Below are 26839 nucleotides of genomic sequence, written 5' to 3' on the forward strand. Positions count from 1 at the left end.
CCCCACCCCCCCCCCCCCCCCCGCCCCCCCCCCCCCCACCCCCCCGGGGGGGGGGGGCGCCCCCCCCCACCACCATCCGGCACCGCCAATGCTCATCGTTCACCTGTTTGAATTGGGTCCTCCACCCACTGAAGATCCTCACTCTTCATCGCCTGTACCGCCGCCGAGCCACTGCTCAGCCTGTAAGCGTTTGGCTCGCCAAAATGTGTAAATTTTTCTAATCGTCGTGTAGGAATTGAACTACACTGGAGGTGTGTGTTAGCGCTACCTTTCGCGTTCTCCTAGGAGAGTCAAGCAGTTGCACGAAGGGGGCCGACCGCTCTGCGGACAGGGTCATTGACGCTCGGAAAATGCCTCGTGTCTGTACAGAAAATGTGGCGAAAACAGCATGTTAGGATCGGTTCTCACTCGCGAGGGCATCGATCGACATGCCTCGATCGGACGTGCTCGATCCACGTGCTCGATACGATGTGCTGTTCGCGCCGGACGTGACCGACAATTTATTGATTGCCATGCATAGCAAAGACCTCAAGAAACCGGACGGACGCAATCTCACTCTCTACAGCAACCAGCCGATTCCGGACGGGCTCGTCGCGCCCAGTCCCTTCGCCGAACCCCAGCATGCGAATCCGCACCTGCGCTGGCATCCGCTGCGCGGCGAATGGGTGACCTACGCGGCCTTCCGCCAGAACCGCACCTACCAGCCGCCGCCGCAGTACAACCCGCTGGCGCCGACCAGGGATCCGGAGCATCCCACCGAGATGCCGGCCGGCGACTACGAGATCGCGGTATTCGACAACCGCTTCCCGTCGCTGGCCCTGGAGTCGCACGACCCGCCGACCGTGACGGTGCCGACCGCGCCCGCCAACGGTCATTGCGAGGTGGTGGTGTTCACCCAGAACCCGGACCGCGGGCTGGCCCACCTGCCGCTGTCGCGCATCTCGCTGCTGCTGGCCGTGTGGGGCGACCGCACCGTGCGCATCGGCAGCCAGCCGCACATCCATTACGTGCTGCCTTTCGAGAACCGCGGCGCCGAAGTGGGCGTGACCCTGCACCATCCGCACGGCCAGATCTATTCCTATCCTTTCGTACCGGCCGTGCCGGCGCGCATGCTGGCCCAGGAACGCGAGTACTTCCTCCAGCACGGCACCAGCCTGCTGTGCGACATGGCGCGCGACGAAGCCGCCGACGGCAAGCGCGTGCTCTACCAGGACGACTATGCGATCGCCTTCGTCCCGGCCTGCGCCCGCTATCCCTACGAGGTGTGGGTGATGCCGACCGCGCCCTGCAAGGACTTCGCGGCCCTGACGCCGCCCCAGCGCGACGGCCTGGCGCGCGCGCTCAAGACCGTGCTGCTCAAGTTCGAGAACCTGTGGAACCGGCCTTTCCCTTACCTGATGGCCTGGTACCAGGCGCCGACCGACGGCGCCGAGCATCCGGAAACCCAGTTGCACTGCCAGTTCTATCCGCCTTACCGCACCCGCGACCGCCTCAAGTACCTGGCCGGCACCGAGCTGGCGGCGGGCATGTTCGCCATGGACGTGCTGCCCGAAACCACCGCTTACGAGCTGCAGCAGGTGGAGGTCAACCTGGAGGAAGCCGAATGATGGGCGTACAAGCGCGCACCGCCGAGGTCAGCGACAAGCTGGCCGTGCTGCGCGCCGCGCTCCAGCAGGCGGGCGCCGGCGCCATCCGGCTGCGCGGCATGGACTGGTTCGCCTGGGTCACCGGGGGCGGGTCGAGCGCGGTGCTGCACGCCGCCGAGACCGGCGTGGCCGAGGTGCTGGTGACGCAGGACGAAGCCTGCGTGCTCACCGACGAGATCGAGGCCGAGCGCCTGCGCAACGAGGAAGTGCCGCCGGGTTTCACCTTCCACATCGAGCCCTGGGCCGAGCCCGAGCTGCGCGCGCGCTTTGTGGCGAACGCCGCCGGCGGCCGCGCGGTGCTGTCGGACCGGCCGGCGAACGGCGACCAGCCGCTGCCGCTGGGCCTGCGCCAGCACCGCATGGTGCTGGGGCCGGCGGAACAGGACCGCTATCGCACCCTGGGCCGCGAGGCGGCCGAGGCCATGAGCGAAGTGCTGCGGCGCGCCCGTCCGGACTGGACCGAGTACGAGCTGGCCGGCGCCGGCGCCGACGCCCTGTGGCGGCGCGGCATCCACCCGGCCCTGGTGCTGGCTGCCGGCGAACGGCGGCTGCCGCTGTACCGCCATCCGACGCCGTCGCACGAACGCATCGGCAGGCGGGCGATGCTGGTGTTCTGCGCGCGCCGCCACGGCCTGTATGCGAACCTGACCCGCTTCGTCAGCTTCGGCGCCGCGCCCGAGGCCCAGCGCGCGCTGATGGACGTGGAGGCGACCGGCCTGGCGTCGGTGGTGCCGGGCAAGTCGCTGTCGGCGGTGTACCACGCGCTGGCCCAGGCCTACCGCCATGCCGACCGCGACGAGGCCATCCGCGAGCACCACCAGGGCGGCATCACCGGCTACCTGGCGCGCGAGATCGTCGCCACCGCCAGTACCGCCACCCAGCTGGAGCCCGGCATGGCGTTCGCGTTCAACCCCAGCTTCGAGGGCCTGAAAATCGAAGACACTTTCCTGCTCGGCCCCGATGGGCTCGAGAATCTCACGTTCGACCCGGCCTGGCCGGCGCTGGACGTACATGGCCGCAAGCGGCCGCTTTGGCTGGAGGCGCAATAACGATGCTTACGACTGACACCTTTTTTGGCGGCGCGCCCGAGGTGAATGCCTCGGCCCCCGGACGTGTCAACCTGCTGGGCGAGCACACCGACTACAACGACGGCTTCATGCTGCCGGCCGCCACGCCGCAGCGCACGCTGGTGGCGATGAGCCGCAGCGGCGACGACCATTTCCACTTCTATTCGCCGACCTTCGACGCGACCGTCACCTTCGCCCGCGACGGCAGTGCGCCGCAGGGCTACGGCAGCTATATCGAGGGCTGCATCCGCCTGGTGCAGGCGGAGGGTATCGAGGTGCCGCCGCTGCGCATCTATGTCGAGACCAACCTGCCGGTCGGCTCCGGCCTGTCGTCCTCGGCCGCGCTCGAGGTGGCGACCCTTCGCGCGCTGCGTTCGCTGCTGGGCTTCGAGCTCGACGATGTCAGGCTGGCGCAGATCGCCCAGCGCGCCGAGATCGAGTACGCGCACGTGAACTGCGGGATCATGGACCAGATGGCGTCCAGCCTGGCCGACCAGGAGACCATGCTCTTCATCGACGCGCGTTCGCTCGAGCACCGCCTGGTGCCGCTGCCGCCGGACGCCGAGGTGATCGTGATCGACTCGGGCGTGGCGCGCAAGCTGGCCGCCAGCAAGTACAACGAGCGCCGCGCCGAGTGCGAGGAAGCGGCGCGCAAGCTGGGCGTGCCGGCGCTGCGCGACGTCACCGATCCCGGTTCCGTGGAAAGCCTGCCGTCGCCGCTGCGCGAGCGGGCCCGCCACGTGGTGCAGGAAAACCTGCGCGTGCTGGAAGCCGCCGGCGGCGTGAGCGCCGAGCGTTTCGGCGAACTGATGGACGCGTCGCACTTCAGCCTGCGCGACGACTACGAAGTATCGATTCCCGAACTCGACGAGCTGTGCGCGGCCTTGCGCGCGGCGCCGGGCGTGCTCGGGGCGCGCCTGACCGGCGCCGGTTTCGGCGGCGCCTGCGTGGCCCTGTGCCGGGCCGGACAGGCCCAGGAAGCCGCCGCCATCGCGCTGGCGGCCTACAACAAGCATGGACGACAGGGCCGGATCCTGGTTCCGGTTCCGACTGACAGAAAGGACAACAATGAATCAGTTTGAATATCCCCGTCCCCAGCTGGTGCGCGACCAGTGGCTGAACCTGAACGGCAAGTGGCGCTTCTGCTTCGACGACGAAGGCCGCTACAGCATGCCGGAAGGCGTCGCCGAATGGACCCATGAGATCACCGTGCCCTTCGCGGTGGAAACCGAAATGAGCGGCATCCAGGACACCGGCTTCCACCGGGTGGTCTGGTACGAGCGCGATTTCGAGATGATGCCCAACGGCTCCCGCACCATCCTGCACTTCGGCGCGGTCGACTACATCGCGCGGGTGTGGGTCAACGGCCAGCTGGTGGCCGAGCACGAGGGCGGGCACACCCCGTTCTCGGCCGACATCACCGGCGCCATGAAGGCGGACGGCAAGCAGACCGTCACCGTGTGGGTCGAGGACGACCCGGCCGACCTGGCCAAGCCGCGCGGCAAGCAGGACTGGCTGCTCGAACCGCACTCGATCTGGTATCCGCGCACCACCGGCATCTGGCAGACCGTGTGGGTGGAGCAGGTGGCCCAGACCTACATCGCCTCGCTGCGCTGGACCCCGATCTTCGAAACCTACGAGATCGGCTGCGAGGTGTTTGCCGCCGGCGACATCCAGCAGGAACTGTTCGTCGAGGTCAAGATCTGGCATGGCGAGCAATTGCTTGCGGACGATTACTACAAACTGCTGGCCGGCGAGGCGAACCGCAAGATCGCGCTGTCCGACCCCGGCATCGACGACTCGCGCAACGAGATCCTGTGGAGCCCGGAACGTCCGACCCTGCTCGACGCCGAGGTCACCCTGCGCTGCGGCGACGTGGTGCTGGACCGCATCCGTTCGTACACGGCGCTGCGCTCGGTCTCGATCAACCGCGACCGCTTCATGCTCAACGGCCGTCCCTACCAGCTGCGCCTGGTGCTCGACCAGGGCTACTGGCCGGAATCCTTCATGACGGCGCCGTCCGACCAGCACCTCAAGCGCGACGTCGAACTGGTCAAGCTGATGGGCTTCAACGGCGTGCGCAAGCACCAGAAGATCGAGGATCCGCGCTTCCTGTACTGGGCCGACCGCCTGGGCCTGCTGGTGTGGGAGGAAATGCCCTCGGCCTACCGCTTCAGCTCGCGGGCCATCACGCGCATGGTGCGCGAATGGACCGAGGCGATCCAACGCGACTACAGCCATCCCTGCATCATCGTGTGGGTGGCCTTCAACGAGTCCTGGGGCGTGCCGAACCTGACGCTCACCCAGGCGCACCGCAACGCGGTGGAGGCCTTGTACCACCTGACGCGTACGCTTGACTCGACGCGCCCGGTGATCGGTAACGATGGCTGGGAAGCCTCGGCCACCGACATCCTCGGCATCCACGACTACGATGCCGATCCGGAGAAGCTGCAGGCGCGCTATGCGGTCACCGATCCGGTGCGCACCCTGTTCGATCAGCGGCGTCCGGGCGGCCGCATCCTGACCCTGGACGGCTTCCCGCACCGCGGCCAGCCGATCGTGCTGACCGAGTTCGGCGGCATCGCCTACGATCAGAAGCAGGATCCGGAAGCGGACAAGACCACCTGGGGCTACACCCGCGCGCACACTTCGGAAAGCTTCCTGGTCTCGTACCGGCGCCTGTTGCAGGTGGTGAACGAAACCTTCATGTTCAGCGGATTCTGCTACACCCAGTTCACCGACACCTTCCAGGAGGCGAACGGGCTGTTGAACGCGGACCGTACGCCGAAGCTGCCGCTGGAAATCATCAGCGCGGCCACTCGCAACGTCAGCCTGCAGCCGCGCGATCCGGAGGAGACGGGCGATCCGGCCATGCCGGCGGGGACGCAGTCGCATCCCTGAGCGGGCGGGGGCCTCGCGGCCCTTGCCACGCCTGCAGGCATCAGCGCAGGCATGAGCGGAGGCGCGGTCTAGTCCAGGGCCACGGATAACGGCCCCGTCTGTCGCACGACTGTCGTCGGCGGCAGGCGGGGCCTTTGCACGTGGGGCAGCAGAGGGCGCAGCGGGCTGCCTGGCTTGACCGGATGAATGCGCGCGGGCTTACGCACGCCTGCGCAAGCCTGCGCACGCCTCGGCAGCAGCCGGAGGCGTGGGCGGGACGCGCGCGATGGAATGGGGCTGCCTGCTAGCGGTGGATGGCGCCGCCGTCCACGTGCACCCGGTCGCCGCTGCGGAAGTCGGGGATGCTGTCCTGGGTGAGCACCTGGGTGCTGCCGTCGTCCATGCGCACGGTGATGCGGTAGGCCTCGCTGGAGCCGGTGGCGCCGGCTGCACCACTGCTGCCGACGGCGCCGGCCGCGGCCGGCTTGGGCACGGTCTCGATGGCCAGCACGGTGCTGTTCGGCGTGCCCATGGCGCCTTGCCTGGCCTGGGCCTGGGCCTGTCCGGTGCTGCCGATGGCGCCGCTGCTGCCGCTCGCACCCATGGCCCCGCTGCTGCCCGAGCCGCCGCCGGTGCCGGCGCCGTAGTCGCCCTTGTCGCCGGCGCCCGCCTGGCCGCTGCCGGTGGAACTGCCCAGGGTGCCGCCGCCGGTCTCGCCGGCCGCGTCGCTGCTCTGCATCCCCTTGCAGCCGGACAGGGCCAGCGCCACCGCCAGCATGCCCGCCAGGACCACGCTCTGTTGTTTTCCATTCATGATCTCGCTCCTTGTTCTATGGGTTCAGTGGGTGTGCGTGACGATGCAGCGTGCCACGCTGTTAAGAGGCACGAACTCGGCAGGCGTTCCAGCTGACTCGGGCTGGAGCGGGACTGGATCAAGAAGAAGGCGAACGCACGGAACTTAGTCCGCGCGTTTGGGTCACTGTTGTGGTACGGCCGCGGCTTTCGGCAGGCAGGCGGCGAGCAGGAGGGAAGCGATGGTGGCAGCGGTGACGTCGATCATCCAGTCGCGGATGTCGCCCGAGCGGTAGGGCAGGAAGCTCTGCACCAGCTCGTCCAAGGCCCCCATCAGGGCGATCGCCAGCACGGCCTTGAGCGCGCGCGCGGCGGTGTTGCCGCTGCTGCCCAGGAACCACAGGATCGCCAGGAAAGCGTAGGTCAGGCCGTGCAGCACCAGGCCCGTCACGTACAGGCCGACCTCGGCGCGGGCGCCCGGGATGGAGCCGGCGATGACCACGCCGGCAAACAGGACGAGCGCAATGGAGCGGAAGGCAAGTCGGTACTTGGGGTCGTGCAGGAGCGAGAGCAGGGCAGGCATGGCAGGCGTGGCGGGCAGGACGGGAAAACGCCTAGCTTAGCACGCCGTCCAGCCTGTTGCCCACGCGCTGCTACCGCTCAAATAGTCAGCGCGGAAACGCCGTTATCGTAGTGGGCGTCGAAGCAGGCTTCGCAGTCCGCGCAGAACAGATGGGCCATGCGCACGCTGGTCTGGCGCAGCACGAGCTTGAGATGGGTGTGCCGGCATTTCGGGCAGACTTCGCGCACGTTGCCGAAGGTCAGCAGATTGAGTGGCACAGTGTCGCCGTCGAGCTGGTCGACCACGGCATGCGGATTCAGTTCACTAAGGATGAGATCGCCAGCCTGGTGATGGCGCCGGCCAGGCGTAGGGTCGTTTCCGGGCGAAGGCGATGGGGTATGGGTGGCACGCAGATTCATAGGACAAGCTCCCTGTATCGTTTCGTCGACGCCGCTCCGCTTTGCTACTGATGAGAGAATCGGGAGGGCGAGCTTCATGATAGCCAAATCAGGGGCGGCTTCAAGCTATACCGCAACTATTTTTCCGCATGTTTCTCATCAGCAGAAAAAAATGCCCGCCAGCAATCGGCGGGCACAACCCAAGATCGGGCCAAGAGACGCGTAACCGGTTGGTGTGCTGCGCCCGCGGCGCACCACACCTGCTGCAATCACGCATATCGGTTGCGTGTACTGCAGGTGAGTTCAAGTATAGGGACGGATTGTGACGAACCTATGACGAGCATCAAACGTGCGGAAGTCGATGAGAACCGAATCTAGGGTATACGGTCGAGTTGCGCTGGGGCGGCGTGCAGGTCCGGAGGGGCCTTCACCCCAAGCGGTGATGCTTAGCAGCAAGCTCATTCGGCCCCCAAAACGGCGCCACCAACAACCATCGCGTCAGAATTCGCTTGGCTGCGCGTACGGCCGCTGCCTGGGGAAACAGCCGCACCCTAGGGTTGGCGGCTACGCCGCCGACGCGTTCAAACACCGCGTGACGGGCAAGGAAGCCGCTCAAACACGCGGCCGCGACCGATCGGACGCGAACCCACCGGCCGTGCCTCATGGCACAGCGAGCTAGATACCCTTGGCCAGCCTGCAAGCGCCTGAACCAAGGCCACATTCACTCACCGGACCGCCGGCCAAAAAAAAAGCCCGCATTGCGCGGGCTTGAAGACTATTTTCTTGGAGGAGAATAGTGGAGACAGGTGCCATTATGTTGCGTTGCCGAATATGCGTCCAATTTAGAATACGGATACCAGACATTCGATTCGGAAATATCTTATAGGCCCCTCATCTTTTCCTACTCGCGTACAGGGACCGTGTAGTTCAGCGCCATGCGGCCGCCATCGGCGTACAAGGTCTGTCCGGTCATGTAGGAAGCATCGTCGCTGGCCAGGAAGGCGCAGATCGAAGCGATCTCCTCCGGTTCGCCGCAGCGCCCCAGCGGCGTGCGCGACAGGATGGTGCGGCGCGCTTCCGGGCTGCCGAGCACGGCCTGCTTGGCCAGCTCGGTCAGGATGGTGCCGGGACCGATGGCGTTGACGCGGATGCCGTACTGGGCCAGGCTGATCGAGGCGACCCGGGTCAGCTGGTTGACGCCGCCTTTCGACACGACGTAGGGCACCTGGTTCGGGATGGTCAGCTCGGCGTTGACGCTGGACATGTTGATGATGCAGCCGCCTTCGCCACGCTTCACCATCTCGCGCGCCACGGCCTGGCTGCACAGGAACATGGATTTCAAATTGATGCGCAGCACGCGGTCGAAGTCTTCTTCCTGCAGGTCGAGGAAGTCGGCGGCGTGGGTCACGCCGGCATTATTGACCAGGATGTCGACGCGCCCAAAAGCGTCCAGGGTAGCTTGCAGCAGGGCTTCGACCTCGGCCTTCTGGCTGACGTCGGCGCGGAAGAAGCGCGCAGCGTCGCCCAGTTGGGCGGCGGCCTCGGCGCCTTCCGGGCGCAGGTCGGCCAGCATGACGCGCGCGCCTTCCTGCACCAGGCGCTGGGCGCAGGCCAGGCCGATGCCCTGGCTGGCCCCGGTGACGATGGCGATCTTCTGTTGGAGTTTCATGGCGGCCTTTCGCAGTGTCGGAAAAATCGCCATTGTACCGATGACAAGACGCTTAGAGCATCAGCGGTTTGTCAGGCAATTCGTTCGGCCGGGCGCCCTCGGCGGGGAAATGCTGGCGCAGCAGTTCGTTGACCTGGCCGATGGCGCTCAAGCTGGCTTCGTGGAACTTGCCCTGCTTGAAGCCGTCCGTCATCGTCTGGCAGACGGTTTGCCAGGTGGCGCTGCCGATCTTGCGGTCGATGCCGCGGTCGGCCACGATGTCGACCTTGTGCTCGGCCAGGTTCACGTAGATCAGCACGCCGCAATTGTCCTCGGTGTCCCACACGCCGCAGTCGGCGAACAGGGCGATCGCGCGCTGGCGGTTGGTGACGCCGTCCCAGGCGCAGTCGAAGGGCAGGGCCCGTTCGACCACCAGGCGCACTTCGCCGCGGTGGGTCTGCTCGCCGGCCGTGATGGCGTCGGCAATCGCCTGCAAGGTGGCGTCGGGGAAGGCGCGCTTGGCCTCGGCCTTGCTGCTGGTGAGGTGGCGCCATGCCCGGCTCAGTTTTTCTCCAAATCTCATTACCAATCTCCCGAAGCGCCGCCGCCGTCGAAACTACCTCCGCCGCCGGAAAATCCGCCGCCCCCGAATCCGCCACCGCCGCCGCCGAATCCGCCGCCGCCACCGCCGCGGCCCATGCCGCCGATGATGTTGCCGAGGATGAAGCCGGTTGTGGCGCTGCCCAGGCCGCTATGGCCCCAGCCCGGCGCCAGGCGCGAGCGGCGGCGCGGGCGGAACATCGAACGCAGCAGCATGAAGCCGAACACGATCGCCATGATGCCGAACAGCGAGAAGCCGCCGCCGTCGTCCGCCGCCTGGCGCTGCGGCGCCTGTTGCTGCTGCGGCGGGACGGGGAAGGATTCCTTGTCGAGCAGGGTCGCGATGGCGCCCACGCCGGCCACCAGGCCCTCGTAATAGTGGTTCTGGCGGAAGTGCGGGGCGATCACGTCCTGCAGGATGCGTTTCGATTGCGCATCCGTGAGGACGCCCTGCACGCCGCGGCCCGCCTCGATGCGCAGGCGCCGCAGCGCGCTCGGGTTGTCGCGCGCCACCAGCAGCAGCACGCCGTCGTCCACGCCCTTGCGGCCCAGCTTCCAGGCGTCGGCGACGCGGATGCCGTACTGCTCGATCGCTTCCGGTTCCGTGGATTTGACCAGCAGGACCACGATCTGGCTCCCGGTTCTGGTCTCGTACTCGGCCAGTACCGCTTCCAGGCGCTGGCGCTGGGTCGCGTCCAGCATGCCGGCCTGGTCGGTGACGCGCGCGCCCAGCGGCGGCACTTCCTTGAGCTGCGCAAAGGCCGGGCCGGCCAGCGCCAGCATCATGGTGAGGGCCAGGGCCCATAGGGTGCGCAGCGGGCTACGCATCTTACTTGCCGAAGTCCACGGTCGGCGCGGTCGAGATCGCTTTTTCGTTCTCGACCGTGAACGAGGGCTTGGTCTCGTAGCCGAACACCATGGCGGTCAGGTTGTTCGGGAACTTGCGCACGGTGACGTTGTAGTCCTGGACCGCCGCGATGTAGCGCTGGCGCGCCACGGTGATGCGGTTTTCCGTGCCTTCCAGCTGCGACTGCAGGTCGCGGAAGCTGGTGTCGGCCTTCAGGTCCGGGTATTTCTCGGACACGACCATCAGGCGCGACAGGGCGCCGGACAGTTCGCCTTGCACCTGCTGGAACTTCTGGAAGGCTTCCGGATTGTTCAGCACTTCGGGCGTGATCTGGAAGCTGGTCGCGGCGGCGCGGGCGCGCGTCACCGCCTCGAGGGTTTCGCGCTCGTGCGAGGCATAGCCCTTGACGGTGTTGACCAGGTTCGGGATCAGGTCTGCGCGGCGCTGGTACTGGTTCACCACTTCGCCCCAGGCCGCCTTGGTGGCTTCGTCCTTGGTCTGGAATTCGTTATAGCCGCAGCCGGTCAGCAGGGTGCCGGCCATCACGAGAAGGCCGAGGAACCGGGTCCAGCGGGAGAGGAGGGAGTGCGTCATGATGGCTTTGTCCATACAAGTTGTTGAATAGTCAAAATATACATGAAACAAACACCGGCTGGCGCGTCCTGCCGTCGGAGGATGAACCCGCGATGGCTGCCGGGTACAATATTGGGTTTGCAATGACATCCCAACGAGAGGCCCGACGTGAATTTCATCAATAAACTTTCCGCAGCCTGGACCCGCAACAATTCGCTGCTGTGCGTCGGGCTGGATCCGGATCTGTCGCGCTTCCCGGCCCACCTGCAGGGCCAGCCGGACGCCATCGTCCAGTTCTGCAAGGCCATCATCGACGCCACCGCCGACCTGGCCTGCGCCTTCAAGCCGCAGATCGCCTACTTCGCGGCGCTGGGCGCGGAAGACCAGCTGGAGGAGATCTGCCGCTACCTGCGCGACACCTACCCGCACATCCCGCTGGTGCTGGACGCCAAGCGAGGCGACATCGGCGCCACTGCGCACCAGTATGCGCGCGAAGCCTTCGACCGCTACGGCGCCGATGCGGTGACGGTGAATCCCTACATGGGCTTCGACTCGGTCGAGCCCTACATGGAATGGGCGGACCGCGGCGTGATCGTGCTGTGCCGCACCTCGAACGCGGGCGGCTCGGACCTGCAGTTCCTGGACGTGGGCGGGCAGCCGCTGTACCAGCATGTCGCGCGCCTGGTGGCGGAGAAGTGGAACCGCAACGGACAGTGCGCGCTGGTGGTGGGGGCGACCTTCCCGGAAGAAATCGCGCAGGTGCGCAAGCTGGTGGGCGACATGCCGCTGCTCATTCCGGGCGTCGGCGCGCAGGGCGGGGATGTGGAGGCGACCGTCAAGGCGGGGCGCACGGCAGGCGGCGCGGGGATGATGATCAATTCGTCGCGGGCGATCCTGTATGCGAAGCCGCTGGAGGGGGAAGACTTCGCGGCGGCGGCGCGCAGGGTGGCGCTGGAGACGCGGGATGCGATCAACGCGGCGCGTGGCTGAGTGAACGGTGATGGTGGCGCGGTGGAACTTGGGTCCCGGGCTTCGCCGGGACGACGGTTTTTAGGTGGCGGGCAACAAATACGCCCGTGGCCCGCACAACATGCACGTCATCCCGGCGAAGGCCGGGATCCAAGTTCGCACCTCAGCCATTAAGCTGATCAGTACCTCTCCGGCGCCACCATCTCCACATAATCATAGAGCGCCCCCAGGATCTCCTCGGCCCGCTCATCCGCCGTTTCCGACAGCGCATCGATCTCCCCGAACAGCTGGTCCACCGTCCTGGCCCCCGCCGCCCCGTCGAACAGGCGCGCCGCGCGGTGGTCTTCCCAGCGCTGCTGCTCCTGCTCCGACAAGGTGTGCGGGAAATTGCGCGCGCGGTAGCGGAATAGCAGTTCGCTGAGGCGCTCGTCCTCGAAGCTCGGGCGCTGGCCCGCCAGCACCGCCGGCGTTTCCCGGCGCAACGATTCCAGCTTGCGGCGGTCGCCAGTGCTCACAAAACCGCCGTACAGGTCCTCGTCCACGTCCACCTCGGCCGCCGCTGCGGGCTTCTGGAACACTTGCGCCCACACGGCCTTCATGTCGCGCCCGCCCGCGGCCAGGGCGGCATGGGCGCGGCCCCGCTCCAGGTCGATCTCCCAGCGCGCGGCCTGTGCCGGGCTCAGGGTCTTCAGGTTCCCGACCAGCATCGGCGATTTGTTCAGGTGCACGCTCTTGATCGGCAGGCGCGTCATCCCCTCGGGCATGTCGGCGCTGCGCGTGAACATGCGGGTGCGGATCGTCTCCACGTCGAGGGTAAACAGCTCGGACGGATCGTGGCGGCAGTCCCAGACCAAGATTTCGTTCTTGTTGGTGGGGTGCTGGGCCAGCGGCCACACCAGGCCCAGGCAGCCGTATTCCACCGGGAACATGCCCGAGACGTGCAGGAAGGGCTGGCGCTGGGACGGGTCCAGGTGCAGGCCCATCTCGGCCGCCACCCGGTCCTTGCGGCGCAGTTCCAGGCAGAAGTCGAACAGGCGCGGCTGCTTGGTGCGGATCAGGCGCGCCAGCGCGATGGTGGCGCGCACGTCGGACAGCGCGTCGTGGGCGGCGTCGTGCGACAGACCGTTGGCGGCGGTCAGGTGTTCCAGGCGGAAGCTGGGCTTGCCGTCCTCGCGGCGCGGCCACTCGATGCCCTCGGGACGCAGCGCGTACACCATGCGCACGACGTCCAGCAGGTCCCAGCGTCCACAATTGTTCTGCCATTCGCGCGCATACGGATCGATCAGGTTGCGCCAGAACAGGAAGCGCGTCACCTCGTCGTCGAAGCGGATCGTGTTGTAGCCGACGCCGATGGTGCCGGGCTCGCTGAAGGCGGCCTCGATGGCCTGCGCGAAGGCGTGCTCGGGCACGCCCTGTTCCAGGCAATGCTGGGGCGTGATGCCGGTGATCAGGCAAGACTGCGGGTCGGGCAGGAAATCGTTGGCCGGCTGGCAGTACAGCATGATCGGCTCGCCGATTTCGTTCAGCTCGGCATCCGTGCGGATGGCGGCGAACTGGGCCGGGCGGTCGCGGCGCGGGGTGGCGCCAAAAGTTTCGTAGTCGTGCCAGAGAAAAGTATGCGTGCTCATGCGTGTTCTTGTTGTGTTGTGCGGTCCGGCGCCATGGTGGCACAGTTCGCGTGCGCCGTCAGCCGATCAGAAGCATACCCGGTCGCGGCCGGCTTCCTTGGCGCGGTAGAGCGCGGCGTCGGCGGCGGCGACCAGGACGCGTTCGTCGGCGCCCGGCGCCAGGCTGGCCACGCCGAAGGAGCCGGTCATGTGGGGCAGGGGCAGGCGCATGTCCGGGAACACCACCGCTTCACGCAGGCGCTGGCACAGGCGCTCGGCCACCATGGTGGCCAGTTGGGCGCTGGTATCCGGCAGCACCGCCATCATTTCCTCGCCACCATAGCGCACGGCAAAGTCGGACGGGCGCAGCGCGCCCCGGATCACGCTGGCGGCGGCCGCCAGGGCGGCGTCGCCGGCCACGTGGCCGTGGGTGTCGTTGAAGCGCTTGAAATGGTCGAGGTCGATCATCACCAGCGACAGCGGGCTGCCGTCCTGGCTGGCGCGCGCCACCAGCTTGGGCAGCATCTCGTTCAGCCAGGCGCGGTTATACAGGCCGGTCAGGCCGTCGTTGAGCGACAGCTGGCGGTAGAACTCGCCCAGCTTCTGGCGCCGGCGCAGCAGGGCGTTGGCGGCGCGGATGCGGAAGGACATCAGGCGCAGCAGGTTGCGCGCCAGGACATTCGAGCGGTCGATCAGTTCCCACACCAGCTCCGGCTCGACGATCAGGAGTTCGCTGTCCTCGACCGCGGTCATGGCGGCCAGGTTGACGGCGTCGTCCAGCACCGCCTGCTCGCCCGCGCTCTCGCCCGGCAGGATGCGGCTGGTGCCGCTGTCGTCGCCGGCATGGGCGTCGGGAGCGACTTCCAGCAGGCCGGAGAGCACGATATAGAGCCGCGGGGGGGGGGGGGGGGGGGGGGGGGGGGGGGGCGCCCCCCCCCCCCCCACCCTACGGCGTGCCCGCTCCTTTTGCGAGGAGCGGGCATTCGCACGGGAGCTTAGGCGCTTTCCTTCAGCTGCTCCAGGATTGCAGGGTTTTCCAGAGTGGACACGTCCTGGGTGATCGCCTCGCCCTTGGCCAGCACGCGCAGCAGGCGGCGCATGATCTTGCCGGAGCGGGTCTTGGGCAGGTTGTCGCCGAAGCGGATTTCCTTGGGCTTGGCGATCGGGCCGATTTCCTTGGCCACCCAGTTGCGCAGCTCGGTCGCCAGTTTCTTGGCTTCCTCGCCGCTCGGGCGCGCCTGCTTCAGCACCACGAAGGCGCAGATCGATTCGCCGGTGGTTTCGTCAGGCTTGCCCACCACCGCGGCTTCGGCCACGATCGGGTTTGCCACCAGGGCCGATTCGATCTCCATCGTGCCCATGCGGTGGCCCGAGACGTTCAGCACGTCGTCGATGCGGCCCGTGATCGTGAAGTAGCCCGTGTCCTTGTTGCGGATTGCGCCGTCGCCGGCCAGGTAGTATTTGCCGCCCAGTTCTTCCGGGAAGTAACTGGTGCGGAAGCGGTCCGGGTTGTTCCAGATGGTGCGGATCATCGACGGCCACGGACGCTTGACGACCAGGATGCCGCCCTGCCCGTTCGGCACGTCGGCGCCGGCTTCGTCCACGATGGCGGCCATGATGCCCGGCAGCGGCAGGGTACAGGAACCCGGCACCATCGGGGTCGCGCCCGGCAGCGGGGTGATCATGTGGCCGCCGGTCTCGGTCTGCCAGAAGGTGTCGACGATCGGGCAGCGCTCGCCGCCGACGTTCTTGTAGTACCACATCCAGGCTTCCGGGTTGATCGGCTCACCGACCGAACCCAGCAGGCGCAGGCTGGACAGGTCATAGTTCTTCGGATGTACCTTGGCGTCCACGTCCGAGGCCTTGATCAGCGAACGGATCGCGGTCGGGGCGGTGTAGAAGATCGAGACGCGGTGCTTGGCGATGGTTTCCCAGAAGCGGCCGGCGTTCGGGAAGGTCGGCACGCCTTCGAACACGATCTGGGTCGCGCCCACGGCCAGCGGGCCATAGGCGATGTAGCTGTGGCCGGTGACCCAGCCGATGTCGGCGGTGCACCAGTAGACGTCGTCCGGCTTGATGTCGAAGGTCCATTTCATCGTCATCGCGGCCCACAGCAGGAAGCCGCCGGTCGAATGCTGCACGCCCTTCGGCGTGCCGGTTGAACCCGAGGTGTAGAGGATGAACAGCGGGTGCTCGGCGTCGACCCATTCCGGTTCGCATTCGGCGCTTTGGCCTTCGACCAGCTCGTGAAGCCAGATGTCGCGGCCTTCCTTGAAGGCGATGTTGCCGCCGGTGCGCTTGTAGACGATGACGTCCTTGATGGTGTCGCAGCCGCCCATGGCCAGGGCTTCGTCGACGATCGACTTCAGGGGCAGCGCCTTGCCGCCGCGCTGCTGCTCGTCGGCGGTGATGACGGCCACGGCCCCGGCGTCGATGATGCGTTCCTGCAGCGACTTGGCCGAGAAGCCGCCGAACACCACCGAGTGGGTGGCGCCGATGCGGGCGCAGGCCTGCATCGCGGTCACGCCTTCGATCGACATCGACATGTAGATGACGACGCGGTCGCCCTTCTTGATGCCGCGCGACTTGAGCGCGTTGGCGAACTTGCAGGTGCGCTCGTACAGCTCGCGGTAGCTGGCCTTGGTGACCGTGCCGTCGTCCGCCTCGAAGATGATGGCGGTCTTGTCGGCGTTTCCGTTCTTGAGGTTGCGGTCCAGGCAGTTGTACGAGGCGTTCAGCTGGCCGTCCTTGAACCACTGGTAGAAAGGCGCATTCGATTCGTCGAGCACGCTGGTGAAGGGCTTGTGCCACTCGATGTGCTCGCGGCCCTGGCGGCCCCAGAAGCCTTCGTAGTCGCTGGCCGCCTCGGCGCACAGCCTGTCGTACTCGGCCATTCCCTTGACCGCCGCCTTGTCGGCGAAGGCGGCCGGCGGCGGGAACACGCGGTTTTCCTGCAGCGTGAATTCTTCGTGACTCGTCTCTTTCTCAGCCATGCCAGTCTCCATAGTTAGTAGTAGGTTTTATCAGACACCTTAGGGGTGCTCGCTTACTGAGCCCTTACAGGGCTGTCGGCCCAGCGAGCATTCTACCAACGCCTGTTGCAAACAGTTCAAGCACGGACAAGGCAGGCCTGCGCGGCTAGGACCGGGCAATCTCCGCGTCCCGCCGCAGCAGGGTCTCGATCTGGTCGGCCGGCAGTGGCCGGCTGTAAAGATAGCCCTGCATCTCGTCGCATCCATAGCCCTTCAGGATGTTGGCCTGCTCGTGCGTCTCGACGCCTTCGGCCACCACCGAGAAATTGAAGGCGCGCGCCAGCCGGGTGATGGCGTCGACGATGGCCGATTCGGTGCTGCTGTCCGTCAGGACGCGCACGAAGGACTGGTCGATCTTGAGCACGTCGAAGGGGAAGCGCTGCAGGTAGCCCAGGCTTGAATAGCCGGTGCCGAAATCGTCGATCGCCACCTTGACCCCGAGGGCGTTGATGCCGCGGATCAGGGTTTCGAAGAGTTCGGTATCGTGCAGCATCTGGCTTTCGGTCAGTTCGATCTGCAGGCAACTGGGCGACAGCCCGGTGCGCCGCAATACGCCCGCCAGGTAGGCCGGGAACTGCTCGATCTGGGCGTTCGCGGCCGACAGGTTGACGGCCACCGGCACCACGGGCAGGCCGGCCTCCTGCCAGGCGCGGTTCTGGCGGCAGGCGGTTTCCAGCACCCAGCGGTCGATGCGGCCGATCAGGCCGCTGTCCTCGGCCACCTCGATGAACTCGCCCGGCATCACCAGGCGCCCGCCCGGCTCCTGCCAGCGCACCAGCGCTTCCATGCCGGTCAGCGCGCCGGTGCTGGGGGCCACCTTGGGCTGGTAGTGCAGCACCAGCTCGTCGTTGCGCAGCGCCTGGTGCAGCGCGCTCTCGATCGCCAGGCGGCGGTCGGCGCGCTCGCTGATCTCGCGGGTGAAGAAGTGATAGTGGTTGCGCCCGCTCAGCTTGGCCCGGTGCATGGCCGCGTCGGCGTGCTTCAGCAGGATCCCTGGCTCGGCGCCGTCGGCCGGATACAGGGCGATGCCCACGCTCGCCGTCAGGTTCAGTTCCGCTTCGCCGATATGGAAAGGCTGGCCGACGGCCTGCAGGATGTGCTCGGCGACGCGCACCGCGTCGCTGCTGCTGCGGATCTCGGGCTGCAGGATGGTGAATTCGTCGCCGCCCTGGCGGCTGACCGTGTCGACCGCGCGCACGCAGTCCAGCAGGCGCTGGGTCACCATCTGCAGCAGCAGGTCGCCCACTTCGTGGCCGAGCGAATCGTTGACATGCTTGAAGCCGTCCAGGTCGATGTACAGCAGGGCCAGCTCGCCATGGTGCTCGCGCGCCTGGCCGATCGCGTGCGCCAGGCGTTCGTGCAGCAAGGCCCGGTTGGGCAGGCCGGTCAGGTGGTCGTGGCGGGTCAGGTGCGACATCTTCATCTGCATCGCGCGCGCTTCGCTCACATCGTGGAACACCACCACCCCGCCCACCACTTCGCCGTCGCGGTCGTGCACCGGGGCGGCCGCGTCCTCCACGGCGCGGCGCCCGCCGTCACGCCGCACCAGTTCGGTGTCGATACTCAGGCCCACGCGGCGGTTGGCGCGGATCGCCAGGGTCAGCGGGCAAGGCAGCGCGGCGCCGTCGGAATGGGCGACCAGGCTGAATACCTCTTCCACCTGCCGCCCTTCGGCCTGCGCCAGGCTCCATCCGGTGAGAGCTTCGGCCACCGGATTGAGGTAGGTCACCCGGCCGGCGAGGTCGGTCACGACCACGCCGTCGCCGATCGAGCTGAGCGTGACCTGGGCGCGCTCCTTCTCCTCGAACAGCGCGGCCTCGGCGCGGCGCCGCGCCACGAACTGGCCGAGCAGGCTGCCGACGGTTTCCATCATCTTGAGCAGGCCTGGGTCGGGCTCCGCGACATGGTGCGAGAAGAATTCGACCACGCCCAGCAGGTCGTCGCCGGCGGTGACGGGAAAGGCAAAGGCGGCATGCAGGCCCGCCTCGAGCGCCTCCTGCTGGCGCGGGAAAGCGGGATCGGCGGCGATGTCGCGGATCCACACCGGCTGGCGACTGTCCCAGACGCGCCCCGGCAGGCCTTCGCCGCATACCATGCGGCGCAGGCGCGACGTGGTCTCGAAAGGCGCGGTGTCCTGTTCGCGGCTCCAGAATTCGCAGCAGTGCAGGTGGTCGTGCTCGGTATCGATCATCCAGATCGAGCCTACGCACCAGCCGATGGCGTCGCACACCGCCTGCAGCACCTTCGGGGCCGCCTCGGCCAGGGTCGCCGATTCTACCAGCGCCGCGGCGGCGGCCTGCTGCGCGGCCAGGCGCCGCAGCGCCTTGCGGCGGCTGCTGATGTCGTGCAGGAAGGCATGGAAGCGCTGGCCCTGCCCGCGCCCCGTGGTCCAGACCGTAAGCTCCACCGGCAGCGTGCTGCCGTCGCGGCGCAGCGCGGTGGTTTCGATCCGGCGGTTCAGCAGGCGGCTGCGGCCGCTGGCCAGCTGGCGGATGATGCGGCCGGCGCGCGGACGGTTGGGCCGGGCGGGCAGCAGCAGCTCGGGCAGGCTGCGCCCGATCGCCTCGGCGCGCTGCCAGCCGAAGGTCGACTCGGCCTCGCGGTTCCAGGCAACGATCCGGCCATCGGCGTCCATCGCGACATACGCGTCGCGCGCGGTCTCCAGGATGCTGCGGGCCTGCTCCTCGCTTTCGCGCAGGGCCTGCTCGCTGTCGGCCAGGTCGGCGTTCGAGGTTTGCAGCGCCGTGTTGCTGTCGCGCAGTTCGGCGGTGCGTTCCTGCACCTGCCGTTCGATGGTCACGTTGCGGCTGACCATGATCAGCATGAAGACGCTGAACAAGGCCGTGAACATCAGGCCCATCACCCGCACGCTCCATGCCATGGCCGAGCGCTGCGGCAATGGATTGCTGCTGTCGAGCATGAAGCTGAATTCCCAAGGGCGGTCGCCCACCAGCATGGTTGCCCGGTGCACGACGTTCATCCGTTCGGCGGCGAGCTCGGTGAAATCGTTGTGCCGGGCCGCGGCGAATCGCGGCGTCTCGGCCAGTATCGTCGCGGCGCCGTTGGCGCGGTCGGTGAGCCGGATACGGATGCCGGTCAGGTCGATACCGCGCAGGAAGTCGCTCATCATCACCTCGACCCGCAGCACGACCGAGACATAGCCGCGCAGCGCGGCCCGGCGCTCCTCCACCGTCGCGCGCGGCATGCCCGCCCGGTAGGCGGGGGCCACGATCAGCACTCCCCCGCGCTCGCTTTCCAGCTGCACCAGGCGCACGGGCGCGGTGGTGGCCGCACGCCCCGTGTCGCGCGCCCGTCGCAGGGCGGCGTTGCGCACCGGCTCCGAGCTCAGGTCGAAGCCGAGGGCGCGCAGGTTGTCGCGCAAGGGCTCCATGTAGGTGACCGGGACGTACTCGGGGCGCTCCCCCGCCGGCACCAGCTCCTCGCGCCGGTCGAGCACGCGGATGCCGGCCGGGGCGACGCCGTCCGCGCGCATCGCGCGCTCGTAGGCCGGGCGCTCCTCCGCCGTGACGAGCGGGTTCCACGACATGGCGAACAGGTTGGGATGGCGGCGCAGCATGTCGTCGACCAGGCGGCGGAAGCCATCCCGGCGCAAGGGAGCATCGCTGACCGAGAGAAAGCCGGCGAGCGCATGCAGCCCTTCGGTGTATTCGGCCAGCGTCTGCTCCAGGTTATGGGCGATCAGTTCGCTGCGGCTGGTGAACTCGGCTTCGACCCGTTCACGGTCGAGCGCGGCGGTGCGCGTGAACAGCAGGGCGACCACGCCCAGCAGCACCAGCATCGGCAAGGTGGCCAGGAGACGGCTGCGCGGGCTGATGTAGCGTGGATCGCGGGTCCAGACGAGGTAGAGGGGCAGCGCGATCAGGACGCCGATGGTATCGCCCACCCACCAGGTGAACCAGTTGAAGCCGGCATCGGCGGGCGCCAGCAGGCCCAGCGCCCACAGGGTGCCGGCGCCGACCGAGGCGGCCACCAGGCAGGCCAGCGGGCCGCCGAGCAGCAGCATGGCCACGATGCGCCCTACTCCGCCGGCGTCGGCCGTGTCCGCCGCGGGGCCGCAGCAGCGGCGCACCAGCGCCGCCGCCAGCAGCCCCTGGAGGGTGGCGCCGGCGGCGATGCCCAGGGCGGTCAGGGCCGCGGGTGCGGTGACGCCGGTGGTGCCGAGGGTGACCTGCAGGCTGAGGACGAAGGAAGCGAGCGCGATGCCGGGCCAGGCGCGGTAGCCGAGATGCAGCAGACCGGCGAGCGCCAGCCCCGCGGGCGGCCAGACCGACGCCGCGTAGCTGGGCGGAACCGCCGACAGCAGCGCCAACCGCCCGAGCAGGTAGTAGAGCACCGCCAGCATCGCGATGCCCGCGATGCGCTGCCAAACCGAGGTGGCCATGGCCATTCGATTCCATGAAGGAGATGCCAGTATAGCGCTCCCGCTTTCGACAGATGGTGTTTTTACAATCGAACGCCGTATGGAACCGGACGATTCCTGCCCGGCTTGGCCGTGCGCTGGAAAAGATGTTGCTTCCGCACCAAGAACGCTACTTTTGGGCATGCAAAGCGGATCCCGGGCCCGGACATGAAGACGGCTGCCGGTGTAGAATGCTCAGCTGTTTTGTCGCATTCCTGGAGTCTCTTTCCCGATGTCCCAGCTTTCTCCGAACGATCCAGCTCCCAAGCTGACCCCGCTGAACAACCTGATTTTCGCCAGCCGCTGGCTGCAGTTGCCGCTCTATCTCGGCCTGATCCTGGCGCAGTGCGTCTACGTCTTCCATTTCTGGGTCGAGCTGAAGGACCTGATCGGCGCCGCGATGGGCAACGTCGCCTCGCTCCAGCACATCCTCGACGCCGTCACCGTGCCGGGCGCGGTCCGTCCGACCAAGCTGACCGAGACCACCATCATGCTGGTGGTGCTGGGCCTGATCGACGTGGTCATGATTTCGAACCTCCTGATCATGGTGATCGTCGGCGGCTACGAGACGTTTGTCTCGCGCATGCACCTGGAAGGCCACCCCGACCAGCCGGAATGGCTGTCGCATGTGAACGCCTCGGTGCTGAAGACCAAGCTGGCGATGGCGATCATCGGCATCTCGTCGATCCACCTGCTGAAAACCTTCATCAACGCAGCGAATTACGAATGGCAGACCTTGATGTTCCAGACCATCATCCACTGCGCCTTCCTGCTGTCGGCCATGGCCATCGCCTACACCGACCGCATCGTCATGACCACGCACCAGGCCAAGCACTAATTTCCATCTTTAGAGAACTATCATGGCAACCGTCATCACCCAGAGCGACCTGATCGAATCCGTCGCGGCAGCACTCCAGTACATCAGCTACTACCACCCGGCCGACTACATCCAGCACCTGGCCCGCGCCTATGAAGCGGAACAGAGCCCGGCGGCCAAGGACGCGATCGCCCAGATCCTGACCAACTCGCGCATGTGCGCCGAAGGCAAGCGCCCGATCTGCCAGGACACCGGCATCGTCAACGTGTTCCTGAAAGTGGGCATGGGCGTGCGCTTCGAGGGCTTCACCGGTTCCGTCACCGACGCCGTCAACGAAGGCGTGCGCCGCGCGTACAACTTCGCCGACAACAAGCTGCGCGCCTCGATCGTGGCCGACCCGCACTTCGAGCGCAAGAACACCAAGGACAACACCCCGGCCGTGGTCCACATGGAACTGGTCGAGGGCGACACGGTCGACGTCAAGCTGGCCGCCAAGGGCGGCGGCTCGGAGAACAAGACCAAGTTCGTCATGCTGAACCCGTCCGACTCGCTGGTCGACTGGGTCATCAAGACCGTGCCCCTGATGGGCGCCGGCTGGTGCCCGCCGGGCATGCTGGGCATCGGCATTGGCGGCACCGCCGAGAAGGCGATGCTGATGGCGAAAGAGTCGCTGATGGAAGACATCGACATGTACGAGCTCAAGCAACGCGGCCCGCAGAACAAGCTGGAAGAGCTGCGCATCGAGCTGTGCGACAAGATCAACGCGCTGGGCATCGGCGCCCAGGGCCTGGGCGGCCTGACCACCGTGCTGGACGTGAAGATCAACATGTACCCGACCCACGCGGCCTCGAAGCCGGTGGCGATGATCCCGAACTGCGCCGCCACCCGCCACGCCCACTTCGTGCTGGACGGCTCGGGCCCGGCCTACATCGAACCGCCGGCGCTGTCGACCTGGCCGGAAGTGCACTGGACCCCGGACACCGAGAAGTCGCAGCGCGTCGACCTGAACACCCTGACCAAGGAACAGGTCGCCGCCTGGAAGCCGGGCCAGACCCTGCTCCTGAACGGCAAGATGCTGACCGGCCGCGACGCCGCCCACAAGCGTATCCAGGACATGCTGGCCAAGGGCGAGAAGCTGCCGGTGGACTTCACCAACCGCGTGATCTACTACGTCGGCCCGGTCGATCCGGTGCGCGAAGAAGTCGTCGGCCCGGCCGGCCCGACCACCGCGACCCGCATGGACAAGTTCACCGACATGATGCTGGAGCAGACCGGCCTGATCGCCATGATTGGTAAAGCAGAGCGCGGCCCGGCGGCGATCGAATCGATCCAGAAGCACCAGTCGGCCTACCTGATGGCGGTCGGCGGCTCGGCCTACCTGGTGTCGAAGGCGATCAAGTCGGCCAAGGTGGTCGGCTTCGAGGACCTGGGCATGGAAGCGATCTACGAGTTCGAAGTCACCGACATGCCGGTGACCGTGGCCGTCGATTCGACCGGCACCTCGGTGCACATCACTGGTCCGAAGGAATGGGCCGCCAAGATCGAGTCGCTGAAAGGCATCCCGGTCGCCACCGCCTGATAGGCCACGCGGGCGTCCTGGTGCGCCCGCGCGTTTCAATGAACCTTCGCGCCGCCCGAACATGACTTCCATGCTCTCCCCAGACGCCCCGATCGGCATCTTCGACTCGGGGGTCGGCGGCCTTTCGGTGCTGCGCCACATCCAGGCGCAGCTGCCGCACGAACACCTCCTCTACTTCGCCGACTCCGGCTTCGCTCCCTACGGCGACAAGCCCGAGGAGGTGGTCGTCGCGCGCGTGCTGTCGATCGCCGAGTACCTCACCACCTACCAGGTCAAGGCCCTGGTCGTGGCCTGCAACACGGCCACCGTGGCCGCCGTGCGCGAACTGCGCGAACGCTATCCTTCGATGCCCATCGTCGGCGTCGAGCCGGGCCTGAAGCCTGGCGCGGCCAGCACCCGCAACGGCAAGGTCGGCGTGCTGGCGACCGAGCGCACCCTGCTCGGCTCCAAGTTCCTGGCCCTGCGCGACCAGATCGTGGACGCCACCGGCGCCGCCTTCCTGCTCCAGCCCTGCGTGGGGCTGGCCGACCAGATCGAGTTCGGCGAGCTCGATTCGAGCGAGACCGCGGCCATGCTGGAACGCTACCTGCAGCCCCTGATCGAGCAAGGCGCGGACACGCTGGTGCTGGGCTGCACCCACTACCCGCTGGTGCGCGCCTCGATCGAGCGCGTGCTGGCGCGGATGGGGAAGTCGGACGTGGTCCTGATCGATACCGGCGACGCGGTGGCCAGGCAGCTGGCGCGCCTGCTCGAAGCGGAAAGCCTGCTGCGGGCGGCGGATGGCGGGCCGGCGCAGTTGCGGGCGTTTACCAGCGCCAGCAGCACGGCCTTGCGGGCGGCGTTTTCCAGTTTGCTGGGGGTGGAGCCGGAGGTGCGGGAGGTGGGGGTTGCGGTGCCGGAAGGGTGGGAATAGGCGCTGGTGGTATGCGTCGAAACTTGGGTTCCCGCCTTCGCGGGAACCCAAGTTTGCCCGCCCACCCGCGCCCTCAACCCCCACCCCACATTTAAATTTGCCACATTGCCGAGGACTTTGTATAATCTTGTTCTGTCTCGACAACAGCGGGACAGAAAAGCAAGACAATGGTGGCTGTAGCTCAGTTGGTAGAGTCCAGGATTGTGATTCCTGTTGTCGTGGGTTCGAGTCCCATCAGCCACCCCAAGAATTCAAGCGAAAGCCCAGTCCCCGGACTGGGCTTTTTGCTTTCCGGCGCCGGGGCGCGAAGGTAGTTCCAGATGGCAACGCAGCTTTCCGCGCCCTCCCCGCCGAACGGGTGATATGCTTGCAGGGCACCGTCCAACCGTGACCTCCATGCGCCCCGACCGCTCCTCCGATCCCCATATCTCGAGCCTCACCGCCAAGAAGCGTCCGGCCGTGCGCTACGTGATCGCCGTGCTGGTCTCGTTCTGCATGCTCCTGATCGGTTTCGTGACCTGGGACGCCTGGCACTCGCGCCAGCAGCGCCTGGCTGACACCGCCACCGTCACCGCCAACATGGCGCTGGCGCTGGCGACCCAGGGCGAAGGGACGATCCGCGTGGTCGACAGCGTGCTCGCCGGCGTGGTCGAACGCATCGAGCACGACGGCATGGTCGGCACCGACCGCGAGCGCCTGCGCCTCCACCTGCGCAACATGGTCTCCAGCGTCGAGGAACTGCATGGCCTGTTCGTGTATGGCGCCGACGGCAGCTGGGTGGTGACCTCGCTCGAACAGCCGATCCGGGGCAACAACTCGGACCGCGAGTACTTCCGCTACCACCGCGTCAACAAGGACCGCAGCGTGCACGTGGGCCTGCCCGTGCGCAGCCGCTCGAGCGGGGTGTGGATCCTGCCCGTCTCGCGGCGCCTGGACAATCCGGACGGCAGCTTTGCCGGCGTGGTGCTCGGCACCATCCGCGTGGATTATTTCTCCAGCATCTACGAGCGCTTCGATACCGGCGCCTCCGGCACCATCGTGCTGATGCACGACCAAGGCAGGCTGATCTATCGCCATCCCTTCGACGAGAAGCTGGTCGACAACGACGTTACCAAGGGAACCATCTACGCCCTCTACAAGCGCAGTCCCACGGCCGGCACGGCCATGATCCGCTCCTACATCGACGGCGTCGAGCGCCTGTACAGCTACCGGCACTTCGACGGCTTCCCATTGATCGTCGCCACCGCCCAGGCCAAGGACGAAATCCTGGCCAAGTGGTGGCAGTCGACCTCGATCCTGGCGGCGGCGCTGCTCGTGGTGCTCGCACTCCTGTGCGGCGGCGCCTGGCGGCTGGTGCGCCAGATCATGATCCGCGACCGCCTCGAGCAGGAGCTGGTGAGCGCCCGCGCGGTGCTCCAGCAGGACAACCGCGAGCTAGCCCACCTGGCAGACAATGATGTCCTGACCGGCATCGCCAACCGGCGCCGCTTCGAACACCTGCTGCAGGTGGAGAAGAGCCGCGCCGGACGCAGCGGCAAGCCGCTGTCGCTGGTCATGGTCGACGTGGACTACTTCAAGAAGTACAACGACACCTATGGCCACGTGGCGGGCGACGAGTGCCTGCGCCAGGTGGCGGCGGCCCTGCGCGACAGCCTGGGGCGGCCGACCGACCTGGCGGCGCGCTACGGGGGCGAGGAATTCGCGATCCTGCTGCCCGACACCGACCCGCGCGGCGCACGCAACGTGGCGGAACACCTGCGCATCGCGGTGATGCGCGCCGCGATTCCGCATGCGGCGAATCCGCCCGGTGTGGTGACGATCAGCGCCGGCGTGTGCACGATGCGCTTCGCCACCGGCGACGATACCGACCCCACCCTGCTGGTGGAACGCGCGGACGCCCTGCTCTATCGGGCCAAGCAGAGCGGCCGCAACCGGGTGCGTTCCGACGAGGACGAGGACAGCAGCGACACCGGGATGGACAGGGACAGGGACAAAAAAAACGCGCAGCCTGGTTCGGCTGCGCGTCATGCCTAGATCAAGAATGCTTAGTAGCGGTTCGGATTGCGCGGACGCTCGTCGTAGCGGTTCGGGACGCCATCGCCGTCGCGGTCGCGGCGGGCCGCAACGCGTTCGCCGTGGCGCCAGCCGCCGCGTTCCAGCTGCCATCCGTTGGCGTCGCGGCGCCATTCCGGACGCTGGTAGGCATAGCCCGGGCGGTCGCGCTCCCAGTGGCCGCTGACCCACACGTGGCGGCGACCGTTCCAGTCCCAGTAGCCCGGCACCCAGTCGTAGCCGCGGCGTGCGGCCGGGACGGCTTCGTGACGCGGCGCCGGCGGCGCCTTGTGCACCACGACGACTTCGGTACGGATCGCGGCCTCGGCCTGGGCCGGTGCGAAGGCGGCGGCGCTGATCAGGACGGCGGCGGTGGCGGCGAGAATGCTTTTCATGGTGCTCTCCTTTCGGTTGGTGTGAGACCACTATAGCGAGCC

At 67.2% G+C, this 26839-nt stretch carries 20 protein-coding genes, 1 tRNA gene and 1 pseudogene; 10 read left to right on the top strand and 12 right to left on the bottom strand.

Annotation, left to right across the window (positions count from 1 at the left end; genetic code table 11):
* Window positions 1-512 precede the first annotated feature (512 nt).
* The 4 genes from galT to KBW98_RS12535 are packed head-to-tail and all read left to right on the top strand — an operon-like array spanning window position 513 to window position 5614.
* Window positions 513-1607 carry a galactose-1-phosphate uridylyltransferase gene (gene galT / locus KBW98_RS12520; protein WP_211520478.1) on the top strand — a complete coding sequence of 365 codons (1095 nt, stop codon included), beginning with the start codon at window positions 513-515 and terminating at the stop codon, window positions 1605-1607.
* Window positions 1604-2695: a Xaa-Pro peptidase family protein gene (locus KBW98_RS12525; protein ID WP_211520479.1), complete on the top strand. Its 1092-nt coding sequence runs from the start codon at window positions 1604-1606 to the stop codon at window positions 2693-2695. Before galT ends, KBW98_RS12525 begins: the two co-directional genes overlap by 4 nt.
* 2 nt (window positions 2696-2697) lie before the next feature.
* Complete coding sequence (gene galK / locus KBW98_RS12530; protein WP_211520480.1) at window positions 2698-3795, top strand: galactokinase; 1098 nt, start codon at window positions 2698-2700, stop codon at window positions 3793-3795.
* Window positions 3782-5614: a glycoside hydrolase family 2 protein gene (locus KBW98_RS12535; protein WP_229429153.1), complete on the top strand. Its 1833-nt coding sequence runs from the start codon at window positions 3782-3784 to the stop codon at window positions 5612-5614. Before galK ends, KBW98_RS12535 begins: the two co-directional genes overlap by 14 nt.
* Window positions 5615-5897: 283 nt before the next feature.
* On the opposite strand, the gene KBW98_RS12540 is transcribed toward KBW98_RS12535, so the two are convergent.
* The 7 genes from KBW98_RS12540 to KBW98_RS12570 all read right to left on the bottom strand — a co-directional run bounded on the left by KBW98_RS12540 (window position 5898) and on the right by KBW98_RS12570 (window position 11034).
* Window positions 5898-6407, bottom strand: a complete 510-nt coding sequence (locus KBW98_RS12540) for a hypothetical protein (protein ID WP_211520481.1) — start codon at window positions 6405-6407, stop codon at window positions 5898-5900.
* Between the two features lie 162 nt (window positions 6408-6569).
* Entirely contained in the window at window positions 6570-6968 is a 399-nt protein-coding gene (locus KBW98_RS12545) for a VanZ family protein (protein WP_211520482.1), read from the bottom strand.
* 77 nt (window positions 6969-7045) lie between these two features.
* Window positions 7046-7444 (bottom strand): hypothetical protein, encoded by a 399-nt coding sequence (locus tag KBW98_RS12550; protein ID WP_229429154.1) that lies wholly within the window; start codon window positions 7442-7444, stop codon window positions 7046-7048.
* A gap of 802 nt (window positions 7445-8246) precedes the next feature.
* Complete coding sequence (locus KBW98_RS12555; protein ID WP_211520483.1) at window positions 8247-9014, bottom strand: SDR family NAD(P)-dependent oxidoreductase; 768 nt, start codon at window positions 9012-9014, stop codon at window positions 8247-8249.
* Between the two features lie 52 nt (window positions 9015-9066).
* Window positions 9067-9576, bottom strand: a complete 510-nt coding sequence (locus KBW98_RS12560) for a TPM domain-containing protein (protein ID WP_211520484.1) — start codon at window positions 9574-9576, stop codon at window positions 9067-9069.
* The gene (locus KBW98_RS12565) at window positions 9576-10421 is read right to left on the bottom strand and encodes a YgcG family protein (protein WP_211520485.1); all 846 of its coding nucleotides are present in this window, start codon (window positions 10419-10421) and stop codon (window positions 9576-9578) included. Before KBW98_RS12565 ends, KBW98_RS12560 begins: the two co-directional genes overlap by 1 nt.
* Before the next feature lies 1 nt (window position 10422).
* Complete coding sequence (locus KBW98_RS12570) at window positions 10423-11034, bottom strand: LemA family protein (RefSeq protein WP_211520486.1); 612 nt, start codon at window positions 11032-11034, stop codon at window positions 10423-10425.
* Between the two features lie 147 nt (window positions 11035-11181).
* Here KBW98_RS12570 and pyrF point away from each other — a divergent pair, with 147 nt between their 5' ends.
* The gene (gene pyrF / locus KBW98_RS12575) at window positions 11182-12003 is read left to right on the top strand and encodes an orotidine-5'-phosphate decarboxylase (RefSeq protein WP_211520487.1); all 822 of its coding nucleotides are present in this window, start codon (window positions 11182-11184) and stop codon (window positions 12001-12003) included.
* A 158-nt stretch (window positions 12004-12161) separates the two neighbouring features.
* Here pyrF and sbcB read toward each other — a convergent pair whose 3' ends face one another.
* The 4 genes and pseudogenes from sbcB to KBW98_RS12595 all read right to left on the bottom strand — a co-directional run bounded on the left by sbcB (window position 12162) and on the right by KBW98_RS12595 (window position 21023).
* Window positions 12162-13610, bottom strand: coding sequence for an exodeoxyribonuclease I (gene sbcB, locus KBW98_RS12580; protein WP_211520488.1), 1449 nt, complete (start codon window positions 13608-13610; stop codon window positions 12162-12164).
* A gap of 66 nt (window positions 13611-13676) precedes the next feature.
* Window positions 13677-14483 (bottom strand): annotated as a pseudogene (locus tag KBW98_RS12585) (GGDEF domain-containing protein); the annotation flags it as partial.
* A 101-nt stretch (window positions 14484-14584) separates the two neighbouring features.
* Window positions 14585-16582, bottom strand: a complete 1998-nt coding sequence (gene acs, locus KBW98_RS12590) for an acetate--CoA ligase (RefSeq protein ID WP_211520490.1) — start codon at window positions 16580-16582, stop codon at window positions 14585-14587.
* A gap of 145 nt (window positions 16583-16727) precedes the next feature.
* A complete protein-coding gene (locus KBW98_RS12595) occupies window positions 16728-21023 on the bottom strand; it encodes an EAL domain-containing protein (protein WP_211520491.1) in 4296 nt (1431 codons plus the stop codon).
* A gap of 250 nt (window positions 21024-21273) precedes the next feature.
* Here KBW98_RS12595 and KBW98_RS12600 point away from each other — a divergent pair, with 250 nt between their 5' ends.
* From KBW98_RS12600 to KBW98_RS12620, 5 genes are all read left to right on the top strand, one after another.
* Window positions 21274-21879: a TIGR00645 family protein gene (locus KBW98_RS12600; RefSeq protein ID WP_211520492.1), complete on the top strand. Its 606-nt coding sequence runs from the start codon at window positions 21274-21276 to the stop codon at window positions 21877-21879.
* Window positions 21880-21901: 22 nt separating this feature from the next.
* The gene (locus KBW98_RS12605) at window positions 21902-23437 is read left to right on the top strand and encodes a fumarate hydratase (protein ID WP_211520493.1); all 1536 of its coding nucleotides are present in this window, start codon (window positions 21902-21904) and stop codon (window positions 23435-23437) included.
* A 61-nt stretch (window positions 23438-23498) separates the two neighbouring features.
* Window positions 23499-24350, top strand: coding sequence for a glutamate racemase (murI, locus tag KBW98_RS12610; protein ID WP_211520494.1), 852 nt, complete (start codon window positions 23499-23501; stop codon window positions 24348-24350).
* Window positions 24351-24520: 170 nt separating this feature from the next.
* Window positions 24521-24596 (top strand) — tRNA-His (locus tag KBW98_RS12615).
* Between the two features lie 150 nt (window positions 24597-24746).
* Entirely contained in the window at window positions 24747-26384 is a 1638-nt protein-coding gene (locus tag KBW98_RS12620) for a sensor domain-containing diguanylate cyclase (RefSeq protein ID WP_211520495.1), read from the top strand.
* Window positions 26385-26395: 11 nt separating this feature from the next.
* Here the strand turns inward: KBW98_RS12620 and KBW98_RS12625 are convergent, their stop codons facing one another.
* Window positions 26396-26797 carry a YXWGXW repeat-containing protein gene (locus KBW98_RS12625; RefSeq protein ID WP_211520496.1) on the bottom strand — a complete coding sequence of 134 codons (402 nt, stop codon included), beginning with the start codon at window positions 26795-26797 and terminating at the stop codon, window positions 26396-26398.
* Between the last annotated feature and the right edge of the window lie 42 nt (window positions 26798-26839).

It is taken from the genome of Massilia sp. ST3 (assembly GCF_018119405.1).
Lineage (GTDB): Bacteria > Pseudomonadota > Gammaproteobacteria > Burkholderiales > Burkholderiaceae_D > Telluria.